The sequence below is a fragment of the Nocardioides conyzicola genome (genome assembly GCF_039543825.1).
In the GTDB taxonomy this organism is placed as follows: Bacteria; Actinomycetota; Actinomycetes; order Propionibacteriales; family Nocardioidaceae; genus Nocardioides; species Nocardioides conyzicola.
In genome coordinates this window covers 347,112-368,119 of record NZ_BAABKM010000002.1, presented here as the reverse complement: position 1 = coordinate 368,119, position 21,008 = coordinate 347,112, and the positions used below count along the sequence as shown (strand labels likewise).

18 protein-coding genes are annotated in these 21,008 nt (G+C 72.1%); 13 read left to right on the top strand and 5 right to left on the bottom strand.

What is annotated here, in order from left to right; all coding sequences use genetic code 11:
- Positions 1-2: 2 nt before the first annotated feature.
- The 5 genes from glf (at position 3) to ABEA34_RS04725 (ending at position 8,052) form a co-directional block, all read left to right on the top strand.
- Positions 3-1,178, top strand: coding sequence for a UDP-galactopyranose mutase (glf, locus tag ABEA34_RS04745; RefSeq protein ID WP_345519765.1), 1,176 nt, complete (start codon positions 3-5; stop codon positions 1,176-1,178).
- On the top strand, positions 1,175-3,184 hold the full coding sequence (locus ABEA34_RS04740) for a glycosyltransferase (protein ID WP_345519763.1): 2,010 nt from the start codon (positions 1,175-1,177) through the stop codon (positions 3,182-3,184). Before glf ends, ABEA34_RS04740 begins: the two co-directional genes overlap by 4 nt.
- The gene (locus tag ABEA34_RS04735; RefSeq protein WP_345519761.1) at positions 3,177-4,088 is read left to right on the top strand and encodes an ABC transporter permease; all 912 of its coding nucleotides are present in this window, start codon (positions 3,177-3,179) and stop codon (positions 4,086-4,088) included. The genes ABEA34_RS04740 and ABEA34_RS04735 overlap by 8 nt, the downstream gene beginning before the upstream one ends.
- Complete coding sequence (locus tag ABEA34_RS04730; protein WP_345519759.1) at positions 4,088-4,876, top strand: ABC transporter ATP-binding protein; 789 nt, start codon at positions 4,088-4,090, stop codon at positions 4,874-4,876. The genes ABEA34_RS04735 and ABEA34_RS04730 overlap by 1 nt, the downstream gene beginning before the upstream one ends.
- 293 nt (positions 4,877-5,169) lie before the next feature.
- On the top strand, positions 5,170-8,052 hold the full coding sequence (locus tag ABEA34_RS04725) for an FG-GAP-like repeat-containing protein (protein WP_345519757.1): 2,883 nt from the start codon (positions 5,170-5,172) through the stop codon (positions 8,050-8,052).
- Positions 8,053-8,089: 37 nt separating this feature from the next.
- Here ABEA34_RS04725 and ABEA34_RS04720 read toward each other — a convergent pair whose 3' ends face one another.
- Positions 8,090-8,812 (bottom strand): TIGR03089 family protein, encoded by a 723-nt coding sequence (locus ABEA34_RS04720; RefSeq protein ID WP_345519755.1) that lies wholly within the window; start codon positions 8,810-8,812, stop codon positions 8,090-8,092.
- A 17-nt stretch (positions 8,813-8,829) separates the two neighbouring features.
- On the opposite strand from ABEA34_RS04720, the gene ABEA34_RS04715 reads away from it, so the two are divergent.
- The gene (locus ABEA34_RS04715; protein WP_345519753.1) at positions 8,830-9,909 is read left to right on the top strand and encodes a mannose-1-phosphate guanylyltransferase; all 1,080 of its coding nucleotides are present in this window, start codon (positions 8,830-8,832) and stop codon (positions 9,907-9,909) included.
- A 15-nt stretch (positions 9,910-9,924) separates the two neighbouring features.
- Here the strand turns inward: ABEA34_RS04715 and ABEA34_RS04710 are convergent, their stop codons facing one another.
- The 3 genes from ABEA34_RS04710 to cofD form a co-directional block, all read right to left on the bottom strand.
- The gene (locus ABEA34_RS04710; protein WP_345519751.1) at positions 9,925-10,677 is read right to left on the bottom strand and encodes a DUF3105 domain-containing protein; all 753 of its coding nucleotides are present in this window, start codon (positions 10,675-10,677) and stop codon (positions 9,925-9,927) included.
- A gap of 71 nt (positions 10,678-10,748) precedes the next feature.
- Positions 10,749-11,711, bottom strand: coding sequence for a coenzyme F420-0:L-glutamate ligase (cofE, locus tag ABEA34_RS04705; RefSeq protein ID WP_345519749.1), 963 nt, complete (start codon positions 11,709-11,711; stop codon positions 10,749-10,751).
- Positions 11,708-12,721 (bottom strand): 2-phospho-L-lactate transferase, encoded by a 1,014-nt coding sequence (cofD, locus tag ABEA34_RS04700; RefSeq protein ID WP_345519747.1) that lies wholly within the window; start codon positions 12,719-12,721, stop codon positions 11,708-11,710. The genes cofE and cofD overlap by 4 nt, the downstream gene beginning before the upstream one ends.
- Positions 12,722-12,931: 210 nt before the next feature.
- Here cofD and ABEA34_RS04695 point away from each other — a divergent pair, with 210 nt between their 5' ends.
- The 3 genes from ABEA34_RS04695 (at position 12,932) to ABEA34_RS04685 (ending at position 17,545) form a co-directional block, all read left to right on the top strand.
- Positions 12,932-13,186, top strand: coding sequence for a WhiB family transcriptional regulator (locus ABEA34_RS04695; protein ID WP_425576857.1), 255 nt, complete (start codon positions 12,932-12,934; stop codon positions 13,184-13,186).
- An 82-nt stretch (positions 13,187-13,268) separates the two neighbouring features.
- Complete coding sequence (locus ABEA34_RS04690; protein WP_345519743.1) at positions 13,269-16,124, top strand: glycosyltransferase; 2,856 nt, start codon at positions 13,269-13,271, stop codon at positions 16,122-16,124.
- Positions 16,121-17,545 carry a DUF5719 family protein gene (locus ABEA34_RS04685; RefSeq protein ID WP_345519741.1) on the top strand — a complete coding sequence of 475 codons (1,425 nt, stop codon included), beginning with the start codon at positions 16,121-16,123 and terminating at the stop codon, positions 17,543-17,545. The genes ABEA34_RS04690 and ABEA34_RS04685 overlap by 4 nt, the downstream gene beginning before the upstream one ends.
- Here the strand turns inward: ABEA34_RS04685 and ABEA34_RS04680 are convergent, their stop codons facing one another.
- Positions 17,546-17,932 carry a metallopeptidase family protein gene (locus ABEA34_RS04680; protein ID WP_345519739.1) on the bottom strand — a complete coding sequence of 129 codons (387 nt, stop codon included), beginning with the start codon at positions 17,930-17,932 and terminating at the stop codon, positions 17,546-17,548.
- Between the two features lie 115 nt (positions 17,933-18,047).
- On the opposite strand from ABEA34_RS04680, the gene ABEA34_RS04675 reads away from it, so the two are divergent.
- From ABEA34_RS04675 to ABEA34_RS04660, 4 genes are read left to right on the top strand one after another with little or no spacing between them, the layout of a single operon-like run.
- The gene (locus ABEA34_RS04675; RefSeq protein WP_345519737.1) at positions 18,048-18,407 is read left to right on the top strand and encodes a DUF3499 domain-containing protein; all 360 of its coding nucleotides are present in this window, start codon (positions 18,048-18,050) and stop codon (positions 18,405-18,407) included.
- 27 nt (positions 18,408-18,434) lie between these two features.
- The gene (locus ABEA34_RS04670) at positions 18,435-19,805 is read left to right on the top strand and encodes a phosphomannomutase/phosphoglucomutase (RefSeq protein ID WP_345519735.1); all 1,371 of its coding nucleotides are present in this window, start codon (positions 18,435-18,437) and stop codon (positions 19,803-19,805) included.
- On the top strand, positions 19,802-19,969 hold the full coding sequence (locus tag ABEA34_RS04665) for a Trm112 family protein (protein WP_345519733.1): 168 nt from the start codon (positions 19,802-19,804) through the stop codon (positions 19,967-19,969). The genes ABEA34_RS04670 and ABEA34_RS04665 overlap by 4 nt, the downstream gene beginning before the upstream one ends.
- Positions 19,969-21,000 (top strand): SIS domain-containing protein, encoded by a 1,032-nt coding sequence (locus tag ABEA34_RS04660; RefSeq protein WP_345519731.1) that lies wholly within the window; start codon positions 19,969-19,971, stop codon positions 20,998-21,000. Before ABEA34_RS04665 ends, ABEA34_RS04660 begins: the two co-directional genes overlap by 1 nt.
- Positions 21,001-21,008: the final 8 nt, after the last annotated feature.

Here is a 21,008-nt window from a genome sequence, read left to right as displayed (position 1 = left end):
CCGTGTCTGCCCCTGATCTCGTCGTCGTCGGCTCCGGCTTCTTCGGCCTCACCATCGCCGAGCGGTGCGCCAGCGAGCTCGGCCTCAAGGTCCTCGTGCTCGAGCGCCGCCACCACCTGGGGGGCAACGCCTACAGCGAGTTCGACGAGGAGACCGGCATCGAGGTGCACGTCTACGGGACGCACCTCTTCCACACCTCCAACAAGAAGGTCTGGGACTACGTCACCCGGTTCACCGACTTCACGGGCTACCAGCACCGGGTCTTCGCGAAGTACCAGGGCCAGGTCTACTCGTTCCCGATGAACCTCGGCCTGATCAACCAGTTCTTCGGCAAGAGCCACACCCCCGACGAGGCGCGCGCGCTGATCGCCGAGCAGTCCAGCGAGATCGCCACCCAGGACGCGACCAACCTCGAGGAGAAGGCGATCAGCCTGATCGGCCGCCCGCTCTACGAGGCGTTCGTCAAGGGCTACACCGCCAAGCAGTGGCAGACCGACCCGAAGGAGCTGTCGGCCGACATCATCACGCGGCTGCCGGTGCGCTACACCTTCGACAACCGCTACTTCAACGACACCTACGAGGGCCTCCCGGTCGACGGGTACACCGCGTGGCTCGAGCGGATGGCGGACCACGCCAACATCGAGGTGCGGGTCGACACCGACTTCTTCGACGTCGTCGACGACTACAAGGGCAAGGTCCCGATCGTCTACACCGGGCCGGTCGACGAGTACTTCGGCAACTCCGAGGGGCGGCTGTCCTGGCGCACGATCGACCTCGAGCGCGAGACCCTCGACGTCGACGACTTCCAGGGCACCGGCGTGGTCAACGCCAACGACGAGGACCTGCCCTACACCCGGACGCTGGAGTTCAAGCACCTGCACCCGGAGCGCACCTACCTGCCGGGCAAGACCGTGGTGGTGCACGAGTACTCACGCTTCGCCGAGGAGGGCGACGAGCCCTACTACCCGGTCAACACCGCAGAGGACCGGGCCAAGCTGCTGAAGTACCGCGAGCTCGCGAAGGCCGAGCCGATGGTGCTCTTCGGCGGCCGGCTCGGCACCTACAAGTACCTCGACATGCACATGGCGATCGGCTCCGCCCTCTCCATGTTCGACAACAAGCTGCGGCCGCACTTCGCCGAAGGGGCGCCGCTGACGAGTGGAGGGGTCGACGAATGAGCGCCCAGACCGTACGCCGAGTCCTGCAGCGCCAGATCATGCCGGCCGACCGCGACCTCGACGTGATCCCGCTGTACGTCGACCCCGACCCCGCCGTACTGGACGCGGACAAGTACAACGTCGGCGGCGACAAGGGCGCCAAGGAGCTCAACAAGGCCTCGCTGCGCCAGGCCGTGAGCTCCGGCACGACCGTCCACCCCGACCAGATCGTCGACCGGCACGCGATCCGCATCGAGCAGGGCGAGCGGCTGTCCTTCGGCAGCTACTTCAACGCCTTCCCCGCGTCGTACTGGCGCCGGTGGAGCATCGTCCAGGACGTCCGCCTCACGGTCGAGCTCACCGGGCGGGGCGCCAGCGTCACGGTCTACAAGTCCATGGCCAACGGCCGCTCGCAGCGCGTCGAGTCGGCCCAGGTCGCCGACGGCGACGCCAGCGGAGCGTTCGCGTTCGAGCTGCCGCTGAAGCCCTTCGCCGACGGCGGTTGGTACTGGTACGACGTGACCGCGGGTGACGACGACGCCGTCGTGACGGCGACCTGGGACGCCGAGGTCCCCGCCGACCGCGCCGAGTCCGGCACCGTCACCGTCGCGATCACGACCATGAACCGCCCGGACTTCTGCGCCAAGCTCGTGGGCCAGCTGGGCGAGGACCCGCTCGTCCTGAGCCTGCTCGACGAGGTCCTGGTCATGGAGCAGGGCACCCAGAAGGTCGTCGACTCCACCGAGTTCCCCGCCGCCGAGAAGGCCGTGCAGGGCAAGCTCCGGATCATCGAGCAGGGCAACCTCGGCGGCTCCGGCGGCTACGCGCGCGGCCAGCTCGAGGCCGTCAAGGCCGCGGTGTCGACGTACGTGCTCTGCATGGACGACGACGTCGTCTGCGAGCCCGAGGGCATCCTGCGCGCCGTCACCTTCGGCGACCTCGCCCGCCGGCCGACGATCGTCGGCGGCCACATGTTCAGCCTCTACTCGCGATCGCGCCTGCACAGCTTCGGCGAGATCATCCAGTCGTGGCGCTGGTGGTGGATGTCGCCCGAGCACGTGCTGTCCGAGTGGGACTTCGCCGCCCGCAACCTGCGCTCGACGCGCTGGCTGCACCGCCGGGTGGACGTCGACTTCAACGGCTGGTTCATGTGCCTGATCCCGCGCCAGGTGCTGGAGGACGTCGGGCTCTCGCTGCCGCTCTTCATCAAGTGGGACGACAGCGAGTTCGGGGTCCGGGCCAAGGCCGCGGGCTACCCGACGGTGACGTTCCCGGGTGCGGCCGTCTGGCACGTCCCGTGGACCGACAAGAACGACGCGCTCGACTGGCAGGCCTACTTCCACCAGCGCAACCGGCTGATCGCCGCGCTGCTGCACTCGCCGTACCCCCACGGCGGACGGGTGATCCGCGAGAGCCTCAACCACACGATCGCGCACCTGGTGTCGATGCAGTACTCCACCGTCGAGCTGCGGCAGCTGGCCATGGAGGACGTCCTGGCTGGACCCGACGGGCTGCACGCCCAGCTGGGGACCCGGCTCGGCGAGGTCAACGCGCTGCGCAAGCAGTACGCCGACGCCCAGCTCAACTCCGACCCGGATGCCTTCCCGCCCGTGCGCAGGTCGAAGCCGTCGCGCCGGGCGCACGACGAGCTGGAGGTGCCGAGCAAGCGCACCCAGATCATCACCGCCGGGCTGATGCCGCTGCGCCAGCTGCGCAAGCCGCGGCCGCTGTCCCGGGAGTTCCCCGAGGCGGAGGTCGCCGCGATGGACGCCAAGTGGTACCGCCTGGCGCGGCACGACTCGGCGATCGTCTCGATGCCCGACCAGACGTCGGCCGCGCTCTACACTCGGGACCCGGAGCTGTTCCGCGACCTGGTGAAGCGGGTCACCGACCTGCACCTCAAGCTCTACCGCCGGTGGCCGGAGCTCGCCGCTGAGTATCGCTCGAAGCTGCCGGAGATCACGTCGCCCGAGGCGTGGGAGGAGACGTTCCGTCCGTGGACCGAAGCCGAGGCGGCCGATGACTGACGTCACCGAGCCGAATGTCGAGACGGCCCGCCCTCGACGCCACGTCGACGCGCCGCTGGTCTCGCCGGCCGCAGGCGCGGGCCTGCTCGAGGTCTTCCGCCGGCGCTACCTGCTGAAGCTGCTGGTCCGCCGGGAGATCTCGGCGCGCTACCAGGGGTCGTTCCTGGGCCTGCTGTGGTCCTACATCAACCCGCTCAGCCAGTTCTTCATCTACTACGTCGTGATGGGCGTGCTGTTCAACCTGCACAAGTCGGTGCAGAACTTCGCCATCCACATGTTCTGCGGCATCATCATCGTCCACTTCTTCACCGAGACCTTCAACGCCGGGACCCGCTCCATCGTGCGCAACAAGGGCCTCGTGCAGAAGATGGCGATGCCACGGGAGATGTTCCCCGTCGCCTCGATGCTCGTCTCCGGCTACCACGTGATCCCGCAGCTGGTGATCATGGTGGTCGCCTGCGTGCTGCTCGGCTGGACGCCGACGCTGGTGGGTGTCGCGGCCCTGGTCACGGCGCTGGTCATCATCGCGACCCTCGGGGTCGCGATGGCGCTGCTCTTCAGCGCGGCCAACGTGTTCTTCCGCGACGTGGGCAACGTCGCCCAGATCCTGACCAACTTCGTGCGCTTCGGCGTGCCGATGATCTACCCGTACACGCTGGTCCAGGACCGGTTCGGCGAGTTCGCGCAGTACTACCTGCTCAACCCGATCGCGGTCGCCGTGCTGCTCTTCCAGCAGGCGTTCTGGGTGGGCACCACCGACGACCCGGCGCACACCGAGGCGACGCACATCCCGGACTACCTGTGGCAGTACTCGGGGCTCGCGGTGGTGGTCGGCGTGATCCTGCTCGTCATCGGACAGCTCGTGTTCACCCGCCTCGAGAACAAGATCCCGGAGCGTCTCTGATGAGCGGCACCGAGTCGGTCGTCGTCGACCACGCGACCAAAAACTTCACCCTGCGCTACCACCGCACGTTCAAGCAGATGACCGTCGCGGCGCTGCGCCGCGAGCAGATCAGCAACTCCTTCAAGGCGGTCGACGACGTCTCGTTCACGATCGAGCAGGGCGAGTCGGTCGGGCTCATGGGCCTCAACGGCTCCGGCAAGAGCACCCTGCTGAAGCTGATCAACGGGGTCATGCGCCCCGAGGGCGGCTCCGTGAAGACGCGCGGCCGGATCGCCGGCCTGATCGCGACCGGTGCGGGCTTCCACCCGCAGCTGACGGGGCGGGAGAACATCTTCCTCAACGCGGCCGTCCTCGGCATGACCGAGGCCGAGACCCGTCGCAAGTTCGACGACATCGCGGAGTTCGCCGGCCTCGGCAAGTTCCTCGACTCGCCGGTCGGCCACTACTCGTCGGGCATGAGCTCGCGGCTCGGCTTCTCGGTCGCCATCCACGTCGACTCCGACATCTTCCTCGCCGACGAGGTGCTCGCCGTGGGGGACAAGCCCTTCAAGGAGAAGTGCTTGGAGAAGATGCAGGAGATCCGCGACGGCGGCCGCACCCTCATCTACGTCAGCCACGCGGCCGCCTCGGTGCGCAAGATGTGCGACCGGGTGATCGTCCTCGAGCAGGGCAAGCTCGGCTTCGACGGCGCCGTCGGCCCCGGCATCCGCTACGTCAAGTACGACAGCGGCAACGAGACCGAGGAAGAGCTCGAGCAGGAAGACGAAGAGCTCGGCGCTGACATCTAGCGGAGCTAGATAGCAGCCGAGTCGGCGCCAGTTTTCCCACCGCCGCAGGCGTCCCGGCGAAAACTGGCGCCGACTCGGCGCCCACCCACGGCCCGAAGTCGACGCGCGAGCCAGCTTTGTCGTCCCCGACCGCGCGAATTACAAGCGTGGAATTGATTGACAAATCTGAGATCCACCGGCGTGTCGAGTGGAAATTACAGTCTTGTAGTTACTCACGGACCCTTCCGTTGCCCCTGTGACTGGTGTGAAAGTTGCTCACTGTGTGAACTTCCCCCGCACAGGAGCAATGCCTCATGCCACCCAGCAAGATCCGGTTCGTCACGGCCTGCCAGCAGCTGCTGGCGCTCGGTCTCGTGGTCGCTGTGCTCACCCCTGCGGCGAGCGTCGTCAGCCTCGACGTCGTGCACGACCGCCCCGACGGGGCCACCGCCTCGTCCGGCCTCGCCGCCGACCTGAGCGCCTACGTCAAGGAGTCCTCCCGGGCCTCCGAGGTGCCGGCCCAGGTCGTCGACCCGACCGTCACCCAGTACGACCTGACGGCGTCCTCGAACGCCCCCCGGACCGCTCGCACCAAGGCGGACCTGGTCGCGGCCGAGCAGACGACCGCCCACACGGTCACCAGCGTCCCGGAGCCCGTCGTCGGGTACGGCGCGGTCGGCGTGACCTGGGAGCACGGCGTCAAGGTGCCCGAGGACGAGATCGCGCTCCAGGTGCGCACCCGGACCGGGCAGACCTGGTCGAAGTGGATGGACCTCGACTACGACGCCGACCACGGCCCCGACCCGGGGACCGCCGAGGCGAAGCACGCCCGCCCGGGCACGGACGCGCTCCTGGTGGGTGACGTCGACGACGTCCAGGTGCAGGTGCAGTCCACGACGGGGGAGCTGCCGCCCGACCTGAAGCTCGCGGTCATCGACCCGGGCAAGGCGACCAGGACGGCCGTCGAGCACCCGGCCCTCGACACGGACAGCGTCGACCCCGAGACACCCACGACGACGACCGGCTCGAGCGCCGAGGCCGCCTCGCTGGCGACCGACCCGGGCGCCGGCGACGACGGCTCCGACCGGATCGCCCTCCAGGCGGCCACCTTCACGCCGAAGCCGAAGATCTACTCGCGGGCCCAGTGGGGTGCCGACGAGAAGATGCGGGACAAGAGCTCGCTGCACTACTTCGAGGTGCACGCCGGCTTCGTCCACCACACGGTGAACGCCAACGACTACAGCCGCGCCGAGGTGCCGGGCATCCTGCGCAGCATCTACGCGTACCACACCAAGAGCCGCGGCTGGTCCGACATCGGCTACAACTTCCTGGTCGACCGGTTCGGGCGCATCTGGGAGGGCCGGTACGGCGGGATCGACCGCCCGGTCGTCGGCGCCCACACACTCAACTACAACGACTACGCGTTCGCGATGTCGGCGATCGGCAACTACGACATCAAGCAGCCCTCGAGCGCGATGGTGCAGGCGTACGGCGCGCTCTTCGCGTGGAAGCTGTCGCTGCACGGCGTCAACGCCTCGTCGACCAAGCAGCAGGTCGGCAAGACCGTCTTCCAGGCCATCAACGGGCACCGGGACGCTGCGTCCACCGCGTGCCCGGGCAAGTACCTCTACGCCCGGATCCCCGACATCCGCAAGCTCGCCGCCGCGGCGCAACGCGGCTGGGCCGGGCGTGAGCTCGAGTCCAACCTCGCGTCGACGCCGAACCCCGACATCGTCGCGCGACGGTCCAGCGACGGCCGGGTCTTCGTCATCCCCACGGGCGGCCTGACCGCCCTGGCACCTCCGGTCGCCGCCGCCAACGGCGTGGTCAGCACGGACCGGACCGTGGTCTCACCGGACCTGACCGGGGACGGCCGCGCCGACCTGGTCGTCCAGGCTGGCGGGACCGGCGTCGGCCGCGTCCGCCCCGGCACCAGCGCCGGCACCTTCGGCGCGGCGATCGCGAGGCCGATCAACCGGATCAAGGGCCACGACCTGGTCACCGCTGTCGGGGACGTCAACGCCGACGGCCGCAACGACCTCGTCGCCCGCGTCCCGTCGACCGGGCAGCTCGACGTCCTGCTCCGCAAGAGCAACGGCGCGTTCCGGGCCGTCCGCCTGGCCGCGACCTGGGGCGGGTACAACCTGCTCACGGGCATCGGCGACGTCACCGGCGACGGTCATGCCGACCTGCTCGCCCGCGACACCGCGGGCCGGCCCTGGCTGATCGCCGGCACCGGCAAGGGGAAGTTCCGTGCACCCGTCGCGCTGGCGGGCAGCTGGTCGGCGTTCGCGTCGATGGACGGCCTCGGTGACTTCACCGGCGACGGGAAGAAGGACCTCTTCGTCCGGACCTGCAGCACCGGCTACGGCTACGTCTACCCGGGCCGCGGCGACGGCACCTTCGGCCACTCGCTCGGGCCGCTGACCTCGATGGCCAAGACGGGTGCGGTCGTGGGGGTCACGCAGGTGGTCCGGGACGGCACCCCGGACGTCGTGGTCCGCTCCGGCAGCACCCTGTCCGTTCTCGGCAACTACGGCGGCACGGAGACCCGGGCGCCGATCGACACCGGGGTCCGGATCCCGAAGGCCAACGCCCTCTTCAACGCCGGCGACTGGGACCGCGACGGCCACGGCGACATCATCTCCCGCAACAGCAACGGCGACCTGGAGCTGCGCCGCGGCAACGGGACCGGTCGCTTCGGCTCGCCGACCGTCATCGGCACCGGCTTCTCCTCGGTGCGCCTCCTGGCCGCGGTCGGCGACATGACCGGCGACGGCTGGCCGGACCTGATGGGCCAGCCCAGCGGCGGCGCCATCCGGATCTACCCCGGCGCCGGGATGTCCGGCCTGCGCTCCAGCTACGTCGCCCACGGCGCGATCAGCGCCTCGGCCCAGGTGCCGGTCGGCCGGTGGACCTCCGACGGCGCCCCGGACTCCCTCTTCACCAAGGGCGGCAAGGCGACGCTCTACCCCGGCAACGGTCCGGGTGGGCTGACCAAGGGCGCGGCGGTGAGCCTCGATCTCAAGCCGTACAACTGGGTCATCGGGATCAGCGACATCGGGATCACCGGCCACGCCGACCTCGTCGTACGACGGAGCAACGGCTACCTCTACCTCATCCCGGGAAGCGCGACCGGGTTCGGGAAGCCGCGGTTCCTCGCGTCGGGGATGGGGGTCTACGACCTGGCCGGCTGACGGCCGGGTCGAGTGAGGACGTGGTGCTGCTCGCCCCTCAAGGGAAGCGAGCCGTGGCGCGCTCCGCGACGTACGTCGCCGTGAGCCGCTCCGGTTCGGAGTGGACGACCAGCACCAGCGAGCCGCCGCGTGCGAGCGGCTCGGTGAGGGAGGCGAGTCCCGGTGGGGAAGCCGGGTTCGCCTCCGAGAGGAGGCGGCCGCCGTCGGACAAGAGGCTCCCGACGGCGGCCGCTCTCCACAGCTCGGCGTGGGTGCGGTCACCGAGACCGCCCGCGGTGGCGGCGTCCTCCGGCTGCGGGGGGTCGTAGGAGACGAAGGCGTCCGGTTGCGACCAGACGTCGATGCCGACGTCGTGCACCCCGGCGGGGACCGGGTCGGCGAAGCGGACGCCGAGCGGCCGCAGGGAGCACGCCAGCACCGGCAGCTCGCCGGCGCGGGCCGCCCAGCGGGCCAGGGAGTCGGGGCCGCAGACCACCGCGTCGGCCTCGTCGTCGGGGCCGACGACGGCCAGGCCGACGAGCCAGGCCGCGCCCAGGAAGACCGTCCCGAGCCAGTGGGTCGGCAGGTCGATCGCGAGCCGCTGACCGCGCTCGAGGTCGTGCTCCTCGGTGAGCAGCGACGCGGTCTTGGCGACCCAGTTGGCGTACGTCGTCACGGAGAGCTCGACCCGCTCCCCGGTGGCCTCGTCGTAGAACGTGACCAACGGTCTGCCCGGATCCGTGCGCATCTGGCGTGCCAGCACGTCGTTGAAGGTCGTCACGGCCCTAGGCTCCCACCATGTCTTCGATCGACCACTTCTGGGCCGTCATCCCCGCCGGTGGCGCGGGCACCCGCCTCTGGCCGCTGTCCCGCTCCTCGGCCCCCAAGTTCCTGCACGACCTGCGCGGAGAGGGCCGCACCCTGCTGCAGGAGACGTACGACCGGCTCGCGCCCCTGGCGTCCGACCGCGTCGTCGTGATCACCGGCCAGGCGCACCGCGAGGCCGTGCTCGGCCAGCTCTCCGACGTCGGTCCGGACGCGGTGATCGCCGAGCCGTCGGCCCGCGACTCGATGGCCGCGATCGGCCTCGCCGCGGCGCTCCTCGAGCGGTCCGACCCGGACGCGGTGATGGGGTCGTTCGCCGCCGACCACGTGATCGCCGATCCCGACCTCTTCGCCGACTCGGTACGCCGTGCCGTGGACGTCGCCCGCGACGACTGGCTCGTCACCCTCGGCATCGAGCCGACCTTCCCGTCGTCCGCGTTCGGCTACGTGCACGTCGGTGACCCGCTGCCCGCCCACCCCGGCGCTGCCGTGGTCGCCGAGTTCGTCGAGAAGCCGTCGGTCGCGACCGCCGAGGCCTACCTCGAGACCGGTCGCTACCGCTGGAACGCCGGGATGTTCGTGGTCCGCCCGACCGTGCTCCTCGACCTGCTCGGTCGGTGGCACCCTGAGTTCGCGGAGACCCTGCGCGCGATCGCGGCCGACCCGGACCGCCTCGACGAGCTGTGGCCCGGGCTGCCGAAGATCGCCCTCGACCACGCGGTGGCCGAGCCCGCGGCCGACGCCGGCCGGGTCGCGGTCGTGCCCTCGTCGTTCCACTGGGAGGACATCGGCGACTTCGACGCCCTGGCGACGCTGCTCGAGCGGGACGGCGTCCCGGTGTCGGTGCTGGGCGACGAGGCCTCCGTGCTCGGCGTCGACAGCACCGGGCTGGTCGTGCCGGGGAGCGGCCGGGTCGTCGCCGTCGTCGGCCTCGACGACGTCGTCGTGGTCGACACCCCCGACGCGCTGCTCGTGACGACCCGCGCCCGGGCGCAGGAGGTCAAGCAGATCGTCGCAGCGCTGAAGGAGAGCGGTCGCGCGGGGCTGACGTAGACGCCCTCCCGGCGGTCACATCGCGTCGGGCTCCGGCGAGTCGGTGTAGGGGTACGTGTCCATGAACGTCTTCAGGGCCGCACCACTGACGTCGGAGCAGTACTGGAAGGCGCCGACCTGCTTGGTCGTGTCGGTCTCGCCGTTGCCGCCGGCGGACCAGTGCGTGAAGGCCACGTGCTGGCCGTCGGGGAACTTCGCGCCGTCCTCGTCGCTGGACAGCCACGGGGCAGCGATGAACTTGTCGCGGTAGTTCTCGTCGCCGAACTTGCGCGCGATCGCCTTGATGTTGTCGACGGCCGAGCTGTCCTTCGCGATGGTCTGGTCGTACCAGAGGATCGTGTAGCCGTGCTCGAGGTTGTGCACGAGCGCCTCGAGCGGCGGGCGCTCGTCGGCCGTGTAGAACTTCTTGCTGAACGAGGCCGGAGCGAGGCCGGCCTGGTTCCAGTGCGCGCCGAACGCCGGCGGGGCGGTGGTGTAGGTGACCGGCGTGTCGACCGGCACGTGGTTCTGGTTGCCGTCCGCCTTCTGGGTGGTCGTCTTCTGGCAGACCGAGGCGGCCGAGCCGAGCTTGTCGAGGGCCACGTTGTCGAGCTTCGAGTCCTCGTGCTTGTTCAGCAGGATCGGTACGACGGCGGCGGCGATGATGCCGAGGCCGACGAGGACGCACACCGCGACGATCACGGTCCCGCGCCGGCGGTCGGCGCTCTTCTGCTTCTTGCGCATCTCTTCGATGACCGCCTTGCGGTCGGTCTTGGCGGGCTTGGCCACGTCGTGTTCCTCGGTCGTGCGGGGCGATGCGATCGCGTTGGGCTCGGTCGAGGGCAGAGTCTACGGGGGCGTCACCCAGACGAAGGACGCAACCGCACTTCGTTGGGGTGGTCCGTCGTGTGCACCATCCACCCGTGCGCGAAGGTCAGGGCGGTCAGCGCCCGCATCAGGCCGCGCGGGCAGGTGACGAGCAGCGCGCCGTCGGCGGCTCCCGTGTGGGACGGCACCAGGCCGACGACGTCGCGGACCGCGGCGGACAGCTCGGTCGGCGACGCCGGTGCGCCGAACGGCCGCTGGTCGGCGACCTCGGCCCGGAGGGCGCGGACGACCGCCTCGCGGGCGCCGTACCCGAACAGGTCGGCGCCGTCGGGACGGACCAGGGCCGCCGCGCCCCGGCCGTGCTCGCCGCGGGGCAGCACCAGGTCGGCGCGGCCGCGGACGACGGCGAACGGGCGCCCGCCGAGCTTGCCGGTGGCGAGCTCGGCGGCGCCGGCGAGCTCGTCGGCGACGGCCGGCAGGGTGACCGCCAGCTCGTTGCCGTAGCCGTCGCGGCGCCCGGCGAAGTCCTCCGCGACGACGATGCCGGCCGCACCGATCGCGATGTCGGTCTGGCCCTCCCGCCAGGCCCGCCCGGCGGTGTCGCTGACGACGACCCCGACGTTGACGCCGGTGCGGTCGAGCAGTCCGTCGCGCAGCCCGCGCGCCGAGGCGTCCGGGTCCTCGGGCAGGAGCACGATCTGACCCTGCGGGACGTTGGAGTTGTCGATGCCGGCCGCGGCCATGGTCAGCCCGAGGTGGTTGCGCACGATCATGGTCTCGCCGCGGCGGGCGACCACCCGGGCGGTCTCGCCGGGGAGCGCCTCCTCGCGGGTGCCGGTCCGCAGGCGGCCCTCGGCCTTGCTCACCACCTTGCTCGTCACGACGAGGACGTCGCCGTCGGCGAGGGAGGCCATCAGCAGCACGATCGCCACCAGGTCGTCGCCGGGCTCGACCTCGGGGGCCCCGTCGGGTGCGGTGATCTCGAGCCGACTCACGGCGCGACCAGCTCCACCGCCGCGGCTGCCATCGCCGCGGTGGCGTCCGCGTCGGTCATCATCAGAGGTACGGCGCGGCAGGGGAGTCCCGCCGCCTCGACCTGCTCGACCTGTGCGGCGTCGACCGTGTCGACCAGCCAGCCGTCCAGGACCCCGCCGTGCGCCCGGGACCCGTAGTGGAGCCCGACCCCGGCGGCGGTGACCTCGACGCCGATCGACGTCAGCATCTGCTCGGCCATGCCGCGCACGTGCGTGCCGCCGACGATGGGGGAGAGCCCGACGACCGGCGCGGTGGTCGCGACGAGGGCCTCGCGCACCCGCGGCACGCCCAGGATGGTCCCGACGGACACGACCGGGTTCGACGGGGGGAGCAGGACCAGGTCGGCGTCGGTGATGGCGTCGATGACGCCCGGACCGGGGGAGGAGTCCTCCAGCCCGACGACGACCACGAGCTCGGCGGGCACGGACGCCCGCAGCCGCACCCAGTACTCCTGGAAGTGGATCACCCGGCGGCCGCTCGGCGCGTCGGCGTCGGCGATCGCGACGTGCGTCTCGACCCGGTCGTCGGTCATCGGCAGCAGCCGCACGCGCTCGCCGTACGTCGGGGTGAGCCAGCGACGGCACAGGGCGGCCGTCACCTCGGAGAGCGGGTAGCCCGCGTCGAGCATCTGGGTGCGGACCAGGTGGGTCGCGATGTCGCGGTCGCCGAGGCCGAACCAGGTCGGCTCCACGCCGTACGCCGCGAGCTCGTCCTTGGTGCTCCAGGTCTCCTCGCGCCGACCCCACCCGCGCTCGGGGTCGATCCCGTCGCCGAGGGTGTACATGACGGTGTCGAGGTCCGGGCAGACCTTGAGCCCGTGGACCCAGATGTCGTCGGCCGTGTTGGCGACGACGGTCACCCGCGCGTCCGCCGCGACGCCGGGGAGGCGGCCCCCGGCGATGCCCTGGAGGAGACCCTGGAGGAAGCGCGCGCCGCCCATGCCCCCCGACAGCACCGTGATGTTCTGCATGCGGATACCTTGCCGCACGAGTGGTGGACGCGGATCGAGCGGGGCGCCATAGCAGATCCGGGGTTGACTTTCGGGGTACGACAGGCATGTAATTCCCACAGTGTCGTTCACGTTTTCCAGGCGGTGGACCCGGTGCCGATTTTCCCCGGCGCCGGATGTCACCGCCGAACGCGGATGTGGGAGCAGTACCGGGTCGAAAGGGCGAGTGACGTGAGAGAACTTTTTCTCCTCGACGTGGACGCCGAGGAAGCGGGATGGCAGGACCGTGCGCTGTGCGCACAGACCGACCCCGAGGCGTTCTTCCCCGAAAAGGGAGGCTCCACGAGGGAGGCCAAGAAGGTGTGCCTCACGTGTGAGGTGCGCGACGACTGCCTCGAGTCCGCGCTGATGAACGACGAGCGCTTCGGCATCTGGGGCGGTCTGTCCGAGCGCGAGCGCCGCAAGCTGAAGAAGCGCGCGGTCTAGCACCGGCCACAGGCCCAGCGATGACGGAGGGCACCACCGCCGAATCGGGGAGGCGATCACCTCCCGGTTAGGGTTCGGGATCGTGGTTCCCTCCGTCGCTGCTCTGCTCGTCAGCCATGACGGCGGACGCTGGCTCCCCGCCGTCATCGACGGCGTCCGGGCGCAGCGCGCCCCACTCGCCGCCGTCGTCGCCGTCGACACCGGCAGCAAGGACGACAGCGCCGGCCTCCTCCAGGAGGCCTTCGGAGACGTGCTCCGTGCGCCCGGGTCCACCTCGTTCCCCGCCGCCGTCGACCTCGGGCTCGCGCGGCTGCGTGAGCGCGGCGAGGCCCCGGAGTGGGTCTGGATCCTCCACGACGACGCCAACCCGGACCCCGGGGCGCTGGCCGCGCTGCTCGCCGCGGCGGAGGCCGACCCGGACGCCGACATCCTCGGCCCCAAGCTGCGCGAGTGGCCCTCGCTGAAGCGCCTGCTCGAGCTCGGCGTCACGATCAGCGGCACCGGTCGGCGCGAGACCGGGCTGGAGCGCGGCGAGTACGACCAGGGCCAGCACGACGAGGTCCGCCGGGTGCTCGCCGTCAACACCGCCGGCATGCTCGTCCGCCGCACGGTCGTCGAGGCGCTCGCCGGCTTCGACCCCCAGCTCCCGATCTTCGGCAACGACATCGACTTCGGCTGGCGGGCCGCGGCGGCCGGGCACACCACGCTGGTCGTCCCGGACGCCGTCGTCTTCCACGCCGAGGCGGCGCACCGCGGCGTACGCCGTACCTCCCTGACGGGTCGGCACACGCACTACCAGGAGCGCCGCGCCGCCCTCTACACGCTGCTCGCCAACGCCCCCGGGCGCGCGCTGCCCTGGCTGACGGTGCGGCTGGCCTTCGGGACCCTGCTGCGCATGCTCGGCTTCCTGGTGGTCAGGTCGGTGGGGGAGGCGCTCGACGAGCTCGCCGCGCTGCTCTCGCTCTACACGCATCCCGGCCAGGTCCGCGCCGCCCGCCAGGCGCGACGGGAGCAGCCCCGCGCCGACCTCGACCGCGCCCGGCCGCTGCTCTCCCCGTGGTGGGTGCCCTACCGGCACGGGTTGGACTTCCTCGGCGACCTGGTCGCCGCGGCCACCAACCAGGCCCAGGACGTCGCCGAGCGCCGGCGCGCGGCAGCGGCGGAGCATGCGCCCGCGAGCTACGCCCAGCGACCGAGCCAGGACGACGACGACATGATCGCGGCCGACACCGGCATCGTGGTCCGCTTCCTCACCAACCCGGTCGCGCTGGTCACCGCGCTCGTGGTCCTGGTCGCGCTCGTCGCCGCGCGTACGGCGTTCGGCTCGATCGCCGGCGGTGGTCTCTCCCCGGTCCCGGCCGGTGCGAGCGACTGGTGGCGGCTCCAGGTCGAGACCTGGCACCCGCTCGGCACCGGCACGGCCGTGCCGGCCCCGGCGTACGTCCTCCCGATGGCGCTGCTCGCGACCGTGCTCGGCGGCAGCCCGACTGCGGCCGTGTCGGTGCTGTTCGTGGCGGCTGTGCCCTTCTCCCTGTGGGGCGCGTGGCGGTTCCTGCGGGTCGTCGGACGGCTGGTCGTGTTCACGGGCGCGTCCCGCTGGATCCTGCTGTGGGGCGCCACGACGTGGAGCCTGGTGCCGGTCGTGTGCGGTGCGTGGGGGGACGGTCGGCTGGGCCTGGTCGTCGTCGCCTCGCTGCTGCCGTGGCTGGCGCACGCCGCGCTCGGCTTCGCCGACCCCGCGGCCGATCGTCGCTGGCGGGCCGCGTGGCGCGTCGGTCTGCTGCTGGCGATCGCGTCGGCGTTCGCCCCGGTCCTGTGGCTGCTGGCTGCGGTCCTGGTGCTCGTCGTCCTCGCCGCCGCCGCCCTCGTGGTGCGCGGCGCGGTGCGGGACCGCTCGGTGTGGGGCCCGCCCGCCGCCGCGATCGGGATCGTGCCCCTGCTCCTGTCCCCGTGGTGGATCCCGGCGGTCCAGCGCTCCGCCGCCGAGGGCCTGCTGCTCGACACCGGCCGGCTGCCCACCCCCACGGCCGACACCCTCGACCTCCTGAGCGGACGGCTCGAGGGCCTGGGTGCCCCGTGGTGGCTGGGCATCGTGGTCGTCGCCCTCGCCGTCCTCGCGCTGCTCCCGCGCGCCACCCGGATCCCGGTGCTGGTGTGCTGGGTGGTCGCCCTGGTGACCGGCGTCCTCGCCGCGCTGCTCGGCACGGTGACCTTCGACCTCGCTGCCACCTCGGTCGACGCCGGCCTCGGCGTGCTCGTCGTCGTGCTGCAGGGCGCGCTCGTGGTCGCGGCCGCGATCGGCGCCGTCGGGCTGAGCACCGAGCAGGTGCCGTGGCGCCGGGTGGTCGCCGGCGCCCTCGTCGTCATGGCAGCGGCGGTGCCGATCGGCGGGTTCGCGTGGTGGCTCGGCTCCGACCCGGCGATCGCCGACGGCATCGACACCGACATCCCGGTCTACATGGTCCAGAGCTCGGAGGAGGGTCCCGCGCACGGGATCCTGGTGATCCGCGGCAGCGTCGAGGACGGTCTCACCTACTCGATCCGGCGCGGCGACGGCGTCACGCTCGGCGAGGACGAGGTCATCAACACGACCTCGGAGGACGACGGGTTCAGCGCGGACGTCCAGGCCCTGGTCTCCCGCCCGACGACCGCCACCGTCGACGCCCTCGGCTCGAGCGGGATCGAGTACGTCGTCCTGCCCTCGCCCGCCGATGGTGACGTGGCCGCCGTGCTCGACGCCACCACGGGACTGGTGCAGGCGAGTGCCGAGGACCGGACCACCCGCGCCTGGCAGGTCGACCGGCCCCTGGACGCCGGCCTCCTCCAGGGACCGGCCTCCTGGCTGCGCATCCTGCTGCTCGTCGTCCAGGGAGTCGGCGTGGTCGTGGTCGCCGTCCTCTGCCTGCCGACGACGAACCCGAGGCGGTCGAGGCCATGAGCCACTCCCAGCCCACCCCCCAGCGCGCCGGCCGTCGTACGGCGGCCAGGCGCAGCCGCGTCAACCTGACGACCGTGCTCGCGGTCGTCCTGCCGGCGCTGAGCGTGGCCGTGCTGCTGCTGGTCCAGCAGGACGCGGGCTCGGCCCCGACGTACCCCCCGACGCGCACGACGCTGACCTCGGCGACGCTGATCTGCCCGGCCGGCCTCTCGGGCGCGCCCGCGGTGGACCTCACCACGGCGTCGGACGGCGTGGACGGCCAGGTCCGGGTCGGACTCGGTGACAAGGCGAAGGACGCCGACCTGGTGTCCGGCCGGATCACCTCCGTCGACGACGGTCAGGGGCTCGCGGTCTCCGGCACCGACGACGCCGCGCCGGGCCTGGTGGCCGGTCGTGGCGGTGGCGACGAGCAGGCCGCCACCAGCTGTCTGCCGCCGAGCGCCGACCGCTGGTTCACCGGCGTCGGTGCGGGCGCCAGTCACCGGTCGGTCCTCGAGCTCACCAACCCCGACTCCGGCACCGCCGTCGCCGACGTCACCGTGCTCGGCCGCGACGGCGTCGTCGACGCGCCCCGGCTGCGCGGCGTGTCCGTGCCCGGGGGCAGCACGGTGCGGCTCGACCTCAGTGCGCTGGTGCCGCGCACCGACGAGCTCACGCTCGAGGTGGTCACCGCTCGAGGCCGGATCGGCGCGTCGCTGCTCGACCGCTACGACCGGATCGGCTCCGCACCGGCCTCGCAGGACTGGCTCCCCGGCCAGACCGAGCCGTCCACCCACAACGTGCTGCTCGGCCTCGCGCCCGGCTCCGGGCGTCGCACCCTGACGATCGCCAACCCCGGCGACGACGAGGTCCGCGCCGAGCTGCGGATCATCGACACCGAGTCCGTCTTCGCCCCGGACGGCGTGGACGAGATCCGGGTGCCGCCCCGCAGCGTGGTCCGGGTCCCCGTCACCGCGGTCGTCGACCAGGCGGTCGCCGAGGGAGCACTCGGGCTCTCGGTCGTCTCGACCGGTCCGGTCACCGCGTCGGCCCGCTCGATGGTGCGCGGCGACCTGTCGGCCGCGACGGCGGGCGCACCGCTCGCCACCGCGTCGACCGTGCTGCTGCCCGAGCTGCCACGGGGTCGACGCGCGACCACGCGCCAGGTCGTGCTCGCGGACGCCACCACCGCCGGCACCGTGACGGTGACGGCGCTCGCCGCCGACGGGTCCACGCTCAAGGAGACGACCGCGGAGGTCGTCCCCGACCGCGGGGCCGTGGTGCGGCTGCCGGCCGCGACCCGGATGCTCCGGGTGGTGCCGGCGCGTACGTCGGTGACCGGCTCCGTCGTGACGAGCTCGTCGGTCGGTACGTCGGTGCTGCCGCTCACCGTCCCGGTGCGCAACGGTCTGGTGCCGCACGTGCGCCCCGGACTGTCCTAGCTACAGGCCGCCCTCGTAGCGCGGGTCGACGTCCTCGGCGTCGATGCCGAGCAGCTCGGCGACCTGCTCGACCACCACGGTCAGCACCAGGGCCTCGAGGTCGGCACGGCTCTCGCAGCGGTGCTCGATCGGGCGTCGGAAGAGGACCAGCCGGGTCGGCGTCGCGCCGCTGCCGCGCACCAGCGACGACAGCGGCACCGTGCCCGAGGTCCAGTCGTCCGGGATCTGAGGGGTGTCCTCCACGGCGTACTCGACCAGGCCGAGCCGGTCCTGCCAGCGCTGGTCGACCTCCATGACGATGCCGAGCGCGAGGTCGTCGAACCGCTCGCGACCGGTCGGCAGCTCGGGCCGACCCGGGACGGCCGGTGCGACCGCCGGCCCGCGCATGCCTCGACCGCGCCGGTCCCTGATGCGCCGGCGACCCGGCCCACTCGACGTACCCGCCTCATCCACGCCGCGAGCCTAATCCGCACCGTCGGGGTTCGGAGGTACCGTCTGCGACGTGAGTCCTGCCCGCCGCTGTTCGCGCACGGCCTGCGGTCGACCCGCGGTCACGACGTTGACGTACGTCTACGCGGACCAGACGGCGGTCCTCGGCCCGCTGTCGACGTACGCCGAGCCGCACGCCTACGACCTCTGCGAGGAGCACAGCGAGCGTCTCTCGGCACCGCGCGGCTGGGACGTGCTCCGGCTGGCGCGCGACCCGGCGTCGGAGGGTCCGACCAGCGACGACCTGCTCGCGCTGGCCGACGCCGTACGTGAGGCGGGCCGTCCGGTCGCGCCGCTGCGGGTCGCTCCTGCGGAGGAGACCGGCCGCGAGACCACCAGGCGTGGACACCTGCGGGTCCTGAGCAGCGAGTGATCACCAGTCCCCACTAGGCTTCGGGGCATGGCCGACACCCTCGACCCCGCGAACCTCGACGCCGTCTTCAAGGCGTACGACGTCCGCGGCACCGTCCCCGACCAGATCGACGAGCGGCTCGCCCGTGCGACCGGCCGGGCCTTCGCCCAGGTCGTGGGGGCGGCGACGGTCGTCGTCGGCCACGACATGAGGCCGAGCTCGCCCGGCATGGCCGGCGCCTTCGCGGAGGGCGCCACGGAGGCCGGCGCCGACGTCGTGATGATCGGGTTGGCCTCGACCGACCAGCTCTACTTCGCGTCGGGACACCTCGGGCACCCGGGCGCCATGTTCACCGCGAGCCACAACCCGGCGCAGTACAACGGCATCAAGATGTGCCGGGCCTTCGCGACGCCGGTGGGCATGGAGACCGGGCTCGCCGAGATCCGCGACCTGGTGGCCGAGCCCCGTCCGGTCGCCGGCCCCACCGGCTCGATCTCCGAGCACGACGTCCTCGAGGCGTACGCCGCGCACCTGCTCAGCCTGGCCCCGGTCGTCGGCCGCCGGCTCAAGGTCGTCGCCGACGCGGGCAACGGGATGGCCGGACACACCGCACCCGCCGTCTTCGCGCGGCTGGGTGACCAGGTGGACCTGGTCCCGATGTACTTCGAGCTCGACGGCAGCTTCCCGAACCACGAGGCCAACCCGATCGAGCCGGCCAACCTGGTCGACCTCCAGAAGCGGGTGATCGCCGAGGGCGCCGACATCGGGCTCGCCTTCGACGGCGACGCCGACCGGTGCTTCATCGTCGACGAGCGCGGGGAGGCCGTCTCCCCGTCGACGCTCACCGCGCTGATCGCCTCTCGCGAGCTGGCCAAGGAGCCGGGTGCGACCGTGATCCACAACCTGATCACCAGCCGGTCCGTGCCCGAGATCGTGATCGAGCTGGGCGGCAAGCCGGTGCGCACCCGCGTCGGCCACTCGTACATCAAGGCCACCATGGCCGAGACGGGCGCGATCTTCGGCGGCGAGCACAGCGGGCACTTCTACTTCCGCGACTTCTGGCGCGCCGACTCCGGCATGCTCGCCGCGCTGCACACGCTGGCCGCGCTCGCCGAGACCGAGCGCACGCTGTCCGAGCTGCTGGCGGAGTTCGACCGCTACGTGCTCAGCGGCGAGATCAACTCCGAGGTCGCCGACCAGGTCGCGGTCACGGCCGAGATCGAGGCGACGTACGCCGCGCAGGAGGGCGTCACCACCGACCGCCTGGACGGTCTCACCGTCAGCCACGCCGACTGGGCCTTCAACGTCCGGCCGTCCAACACCGAGCCGCTGCTCCGCCTCAACGCCGAGGGCCGCGACCAGGAGACCATGGAGCGGGTGCGCGACACCGTGCTCGCCCAGATCAGGAGTGCCCGATGACCGAGCTCGACCCCGCCCTGCTCGAGATCATCGTCTGCCCGGCGTGCCGGGCCGACCTCGCGGTGGTGGGCGAGGAGCTCGTCTGCCAGGGCTGCGGGCTGGCCTACCCGGTGCGCGACGGCATCCCGGTGCTGCTCGTCGACGAGGCCCGCAAGCCGTCCTGATGGTGACCTGGTTCGACGAGTCCCGGCTCGACGACGAGACCGCGCTGGCGGGCAGCGACCTCGCGCTGCGCGCGCTGGCCGAGTCGGGCGCGCGGGTGCGCCGTACCTCCGGTGAGGCCGCGGGGGCCACCGCCGACGCCGTGGCCCGGGCCCAGGACCTCTCCCGTCCCCGCGCCGTGATCGCCGCCGGCCCCGACTCCCGGCTGCTGCGCGCCGTGCTCGAGCCCTGGTGCCCGGTGCCGTTCGTGGCCTGGCCGGCGCCCGCGCTGCCGGGCTGGGCCGGGAGCCTCGACCTCGTCGTGGTCCTGGCCCCCGACGGCTCCGACCCCGGCACCGCGTCGGCCGTCGCGGAGGCCGTACGCCGAGGCTGCCAGCTCGTGGTCGCCTGCCCACCCACCTCGCTGGTCGCCGACCACGCCGCCGGCCGCTGGAGCACGATCCTGCCGACGACCACGCGCGACCAGCTCGCCACGGCCGTGGTGGTGCTCGACTACCTGGAGCGGGTCTCGCTGGGTCCCCGGGCCGACGCGGAGCAGGTCGCGGAGGCGCTCGACGCCGTCGCGATCTCCTGCTCGCCGCACCGCGACCTGGCGGTCAACCCCGCCAAGATGCTGGCGATCGCGCTCGCCGACACCAACCCGGTCGTCTGGGGCGGCTCGGTGCTCGCCGCGCGGGCCGCCCGCCGCGTCGCGGAGTCCATCCGCCGCGCGACCGGCCGGACCGCCCTGGCCGGTGACGCCGAGCACCTGCTGCCGGTGATCGAGGCCGCCCGTCAGCGGGACGTCTTCGACGACCCCTTCGCCGACGACACGGGGGAGCGGCGGCCGATGCTGCTGGTCCTGGACGACGGTGCGGAGGACGCGGTCGTGCGGGAGCAGCGGGGCAGGCTGCTGGCCGCCGCCGCCGACCGGCGGGTGCGGGTCGAGATCGTGACGACCGAGGCGCCGACCGAGGTCGCCCGCTACGCGTCCCTGTTGCTCAGCGGTACGTACGCTGCGGAGTACCTGAGAATCGGCTTCGTCGAGGACTGATCGGCCGC

What these genes read in the sequence shown, in the direction of transcription:
- cofD (WP_345519747.1), bottom strand. Translation starts at nt 12,721, where the DNA reads ATGCAGAACATCACGGTGCTGTCGGGGGGCATGGGCGGCGCGCGCTTC.
- ABEA34_RS04730 (WP_345519759.1), top strand. Translation starts at nt 4,088, where the DNA reads ATGAGCGGCACCGAGTCGGTCGTCGTCGACCACGCGACCAAAAACTTC.
- ABEA34_RS04740 (WP_345519763.1), top strand. Translation starts at nt 1,175, where the DNA reads ATGAGCGCCCAGACCGTACGCCGAGTCCTGCAGCGCCAGATCATGCCG.
- ABEA34_RS04680 (WP_345519739.1), bottom strand. Translation starts at nt 17,932, where the DNA reads ATGCGCGGGCCGGCGGTCGCACCGGCCGTCCCGGGTCGGCCCGAGCTG.
- ABEA34_RS04665 (WP_345519733.1), top strand. Translation starts at nt 19,802, where the DNA reads ATGACCGAGCTCGACCCCGCCCTGCTCGAGATCATCGTCTGCCCGGCG.
- ABEA34_RS04660 (WP_345519731.1), top strand. Translation starts at nt 19,969, where the DNA reads ATGGTGACCTGGTTCGACGAGTCCCGGCTCGACGACGAGACCGCGCTG.
- ABEA34_RS04670 (WP_345519735.1), top strand. Translation starts at nt 18,435, where the DNA reads ATGGCCGACACCCTCGACCCCGCGAACCTCGACGCCGTCTTCAAGGCG.
- ABEA34_RS04725 (WP_345519757.1), top strand. Translation starts at nt 5,170, where the DNA reads ATGCCACCCAGCAAGATCCGGTTCGTCACGGCCTGCCAGCAGCTGCTG.
- ABEA34_RS04715 (WP_345519753.1), top strand. Translation starts at nt 8,830, where the DNA reads ATGTCTTCGATCGACCACTTCTGGGCCGTCATCCCCGCCGGTGGCGCG.
- ABEA34_RS04735 (WP_345519761.1), top strand. Translation starts at nt 3,177, where the DNA reads ATGACTGACGTCACCGAGCCGAATGTCGAGACGGCCCGCCCTCGACGC.
- ABEA34_RS04685 (WP_345519741.1), top strand. Translation starts at nt 16,121, where the DNA reads ATGAGCCACTCCCAGCCCACCCCCCAGCGCGCCGGCCGTCGTACGGCG.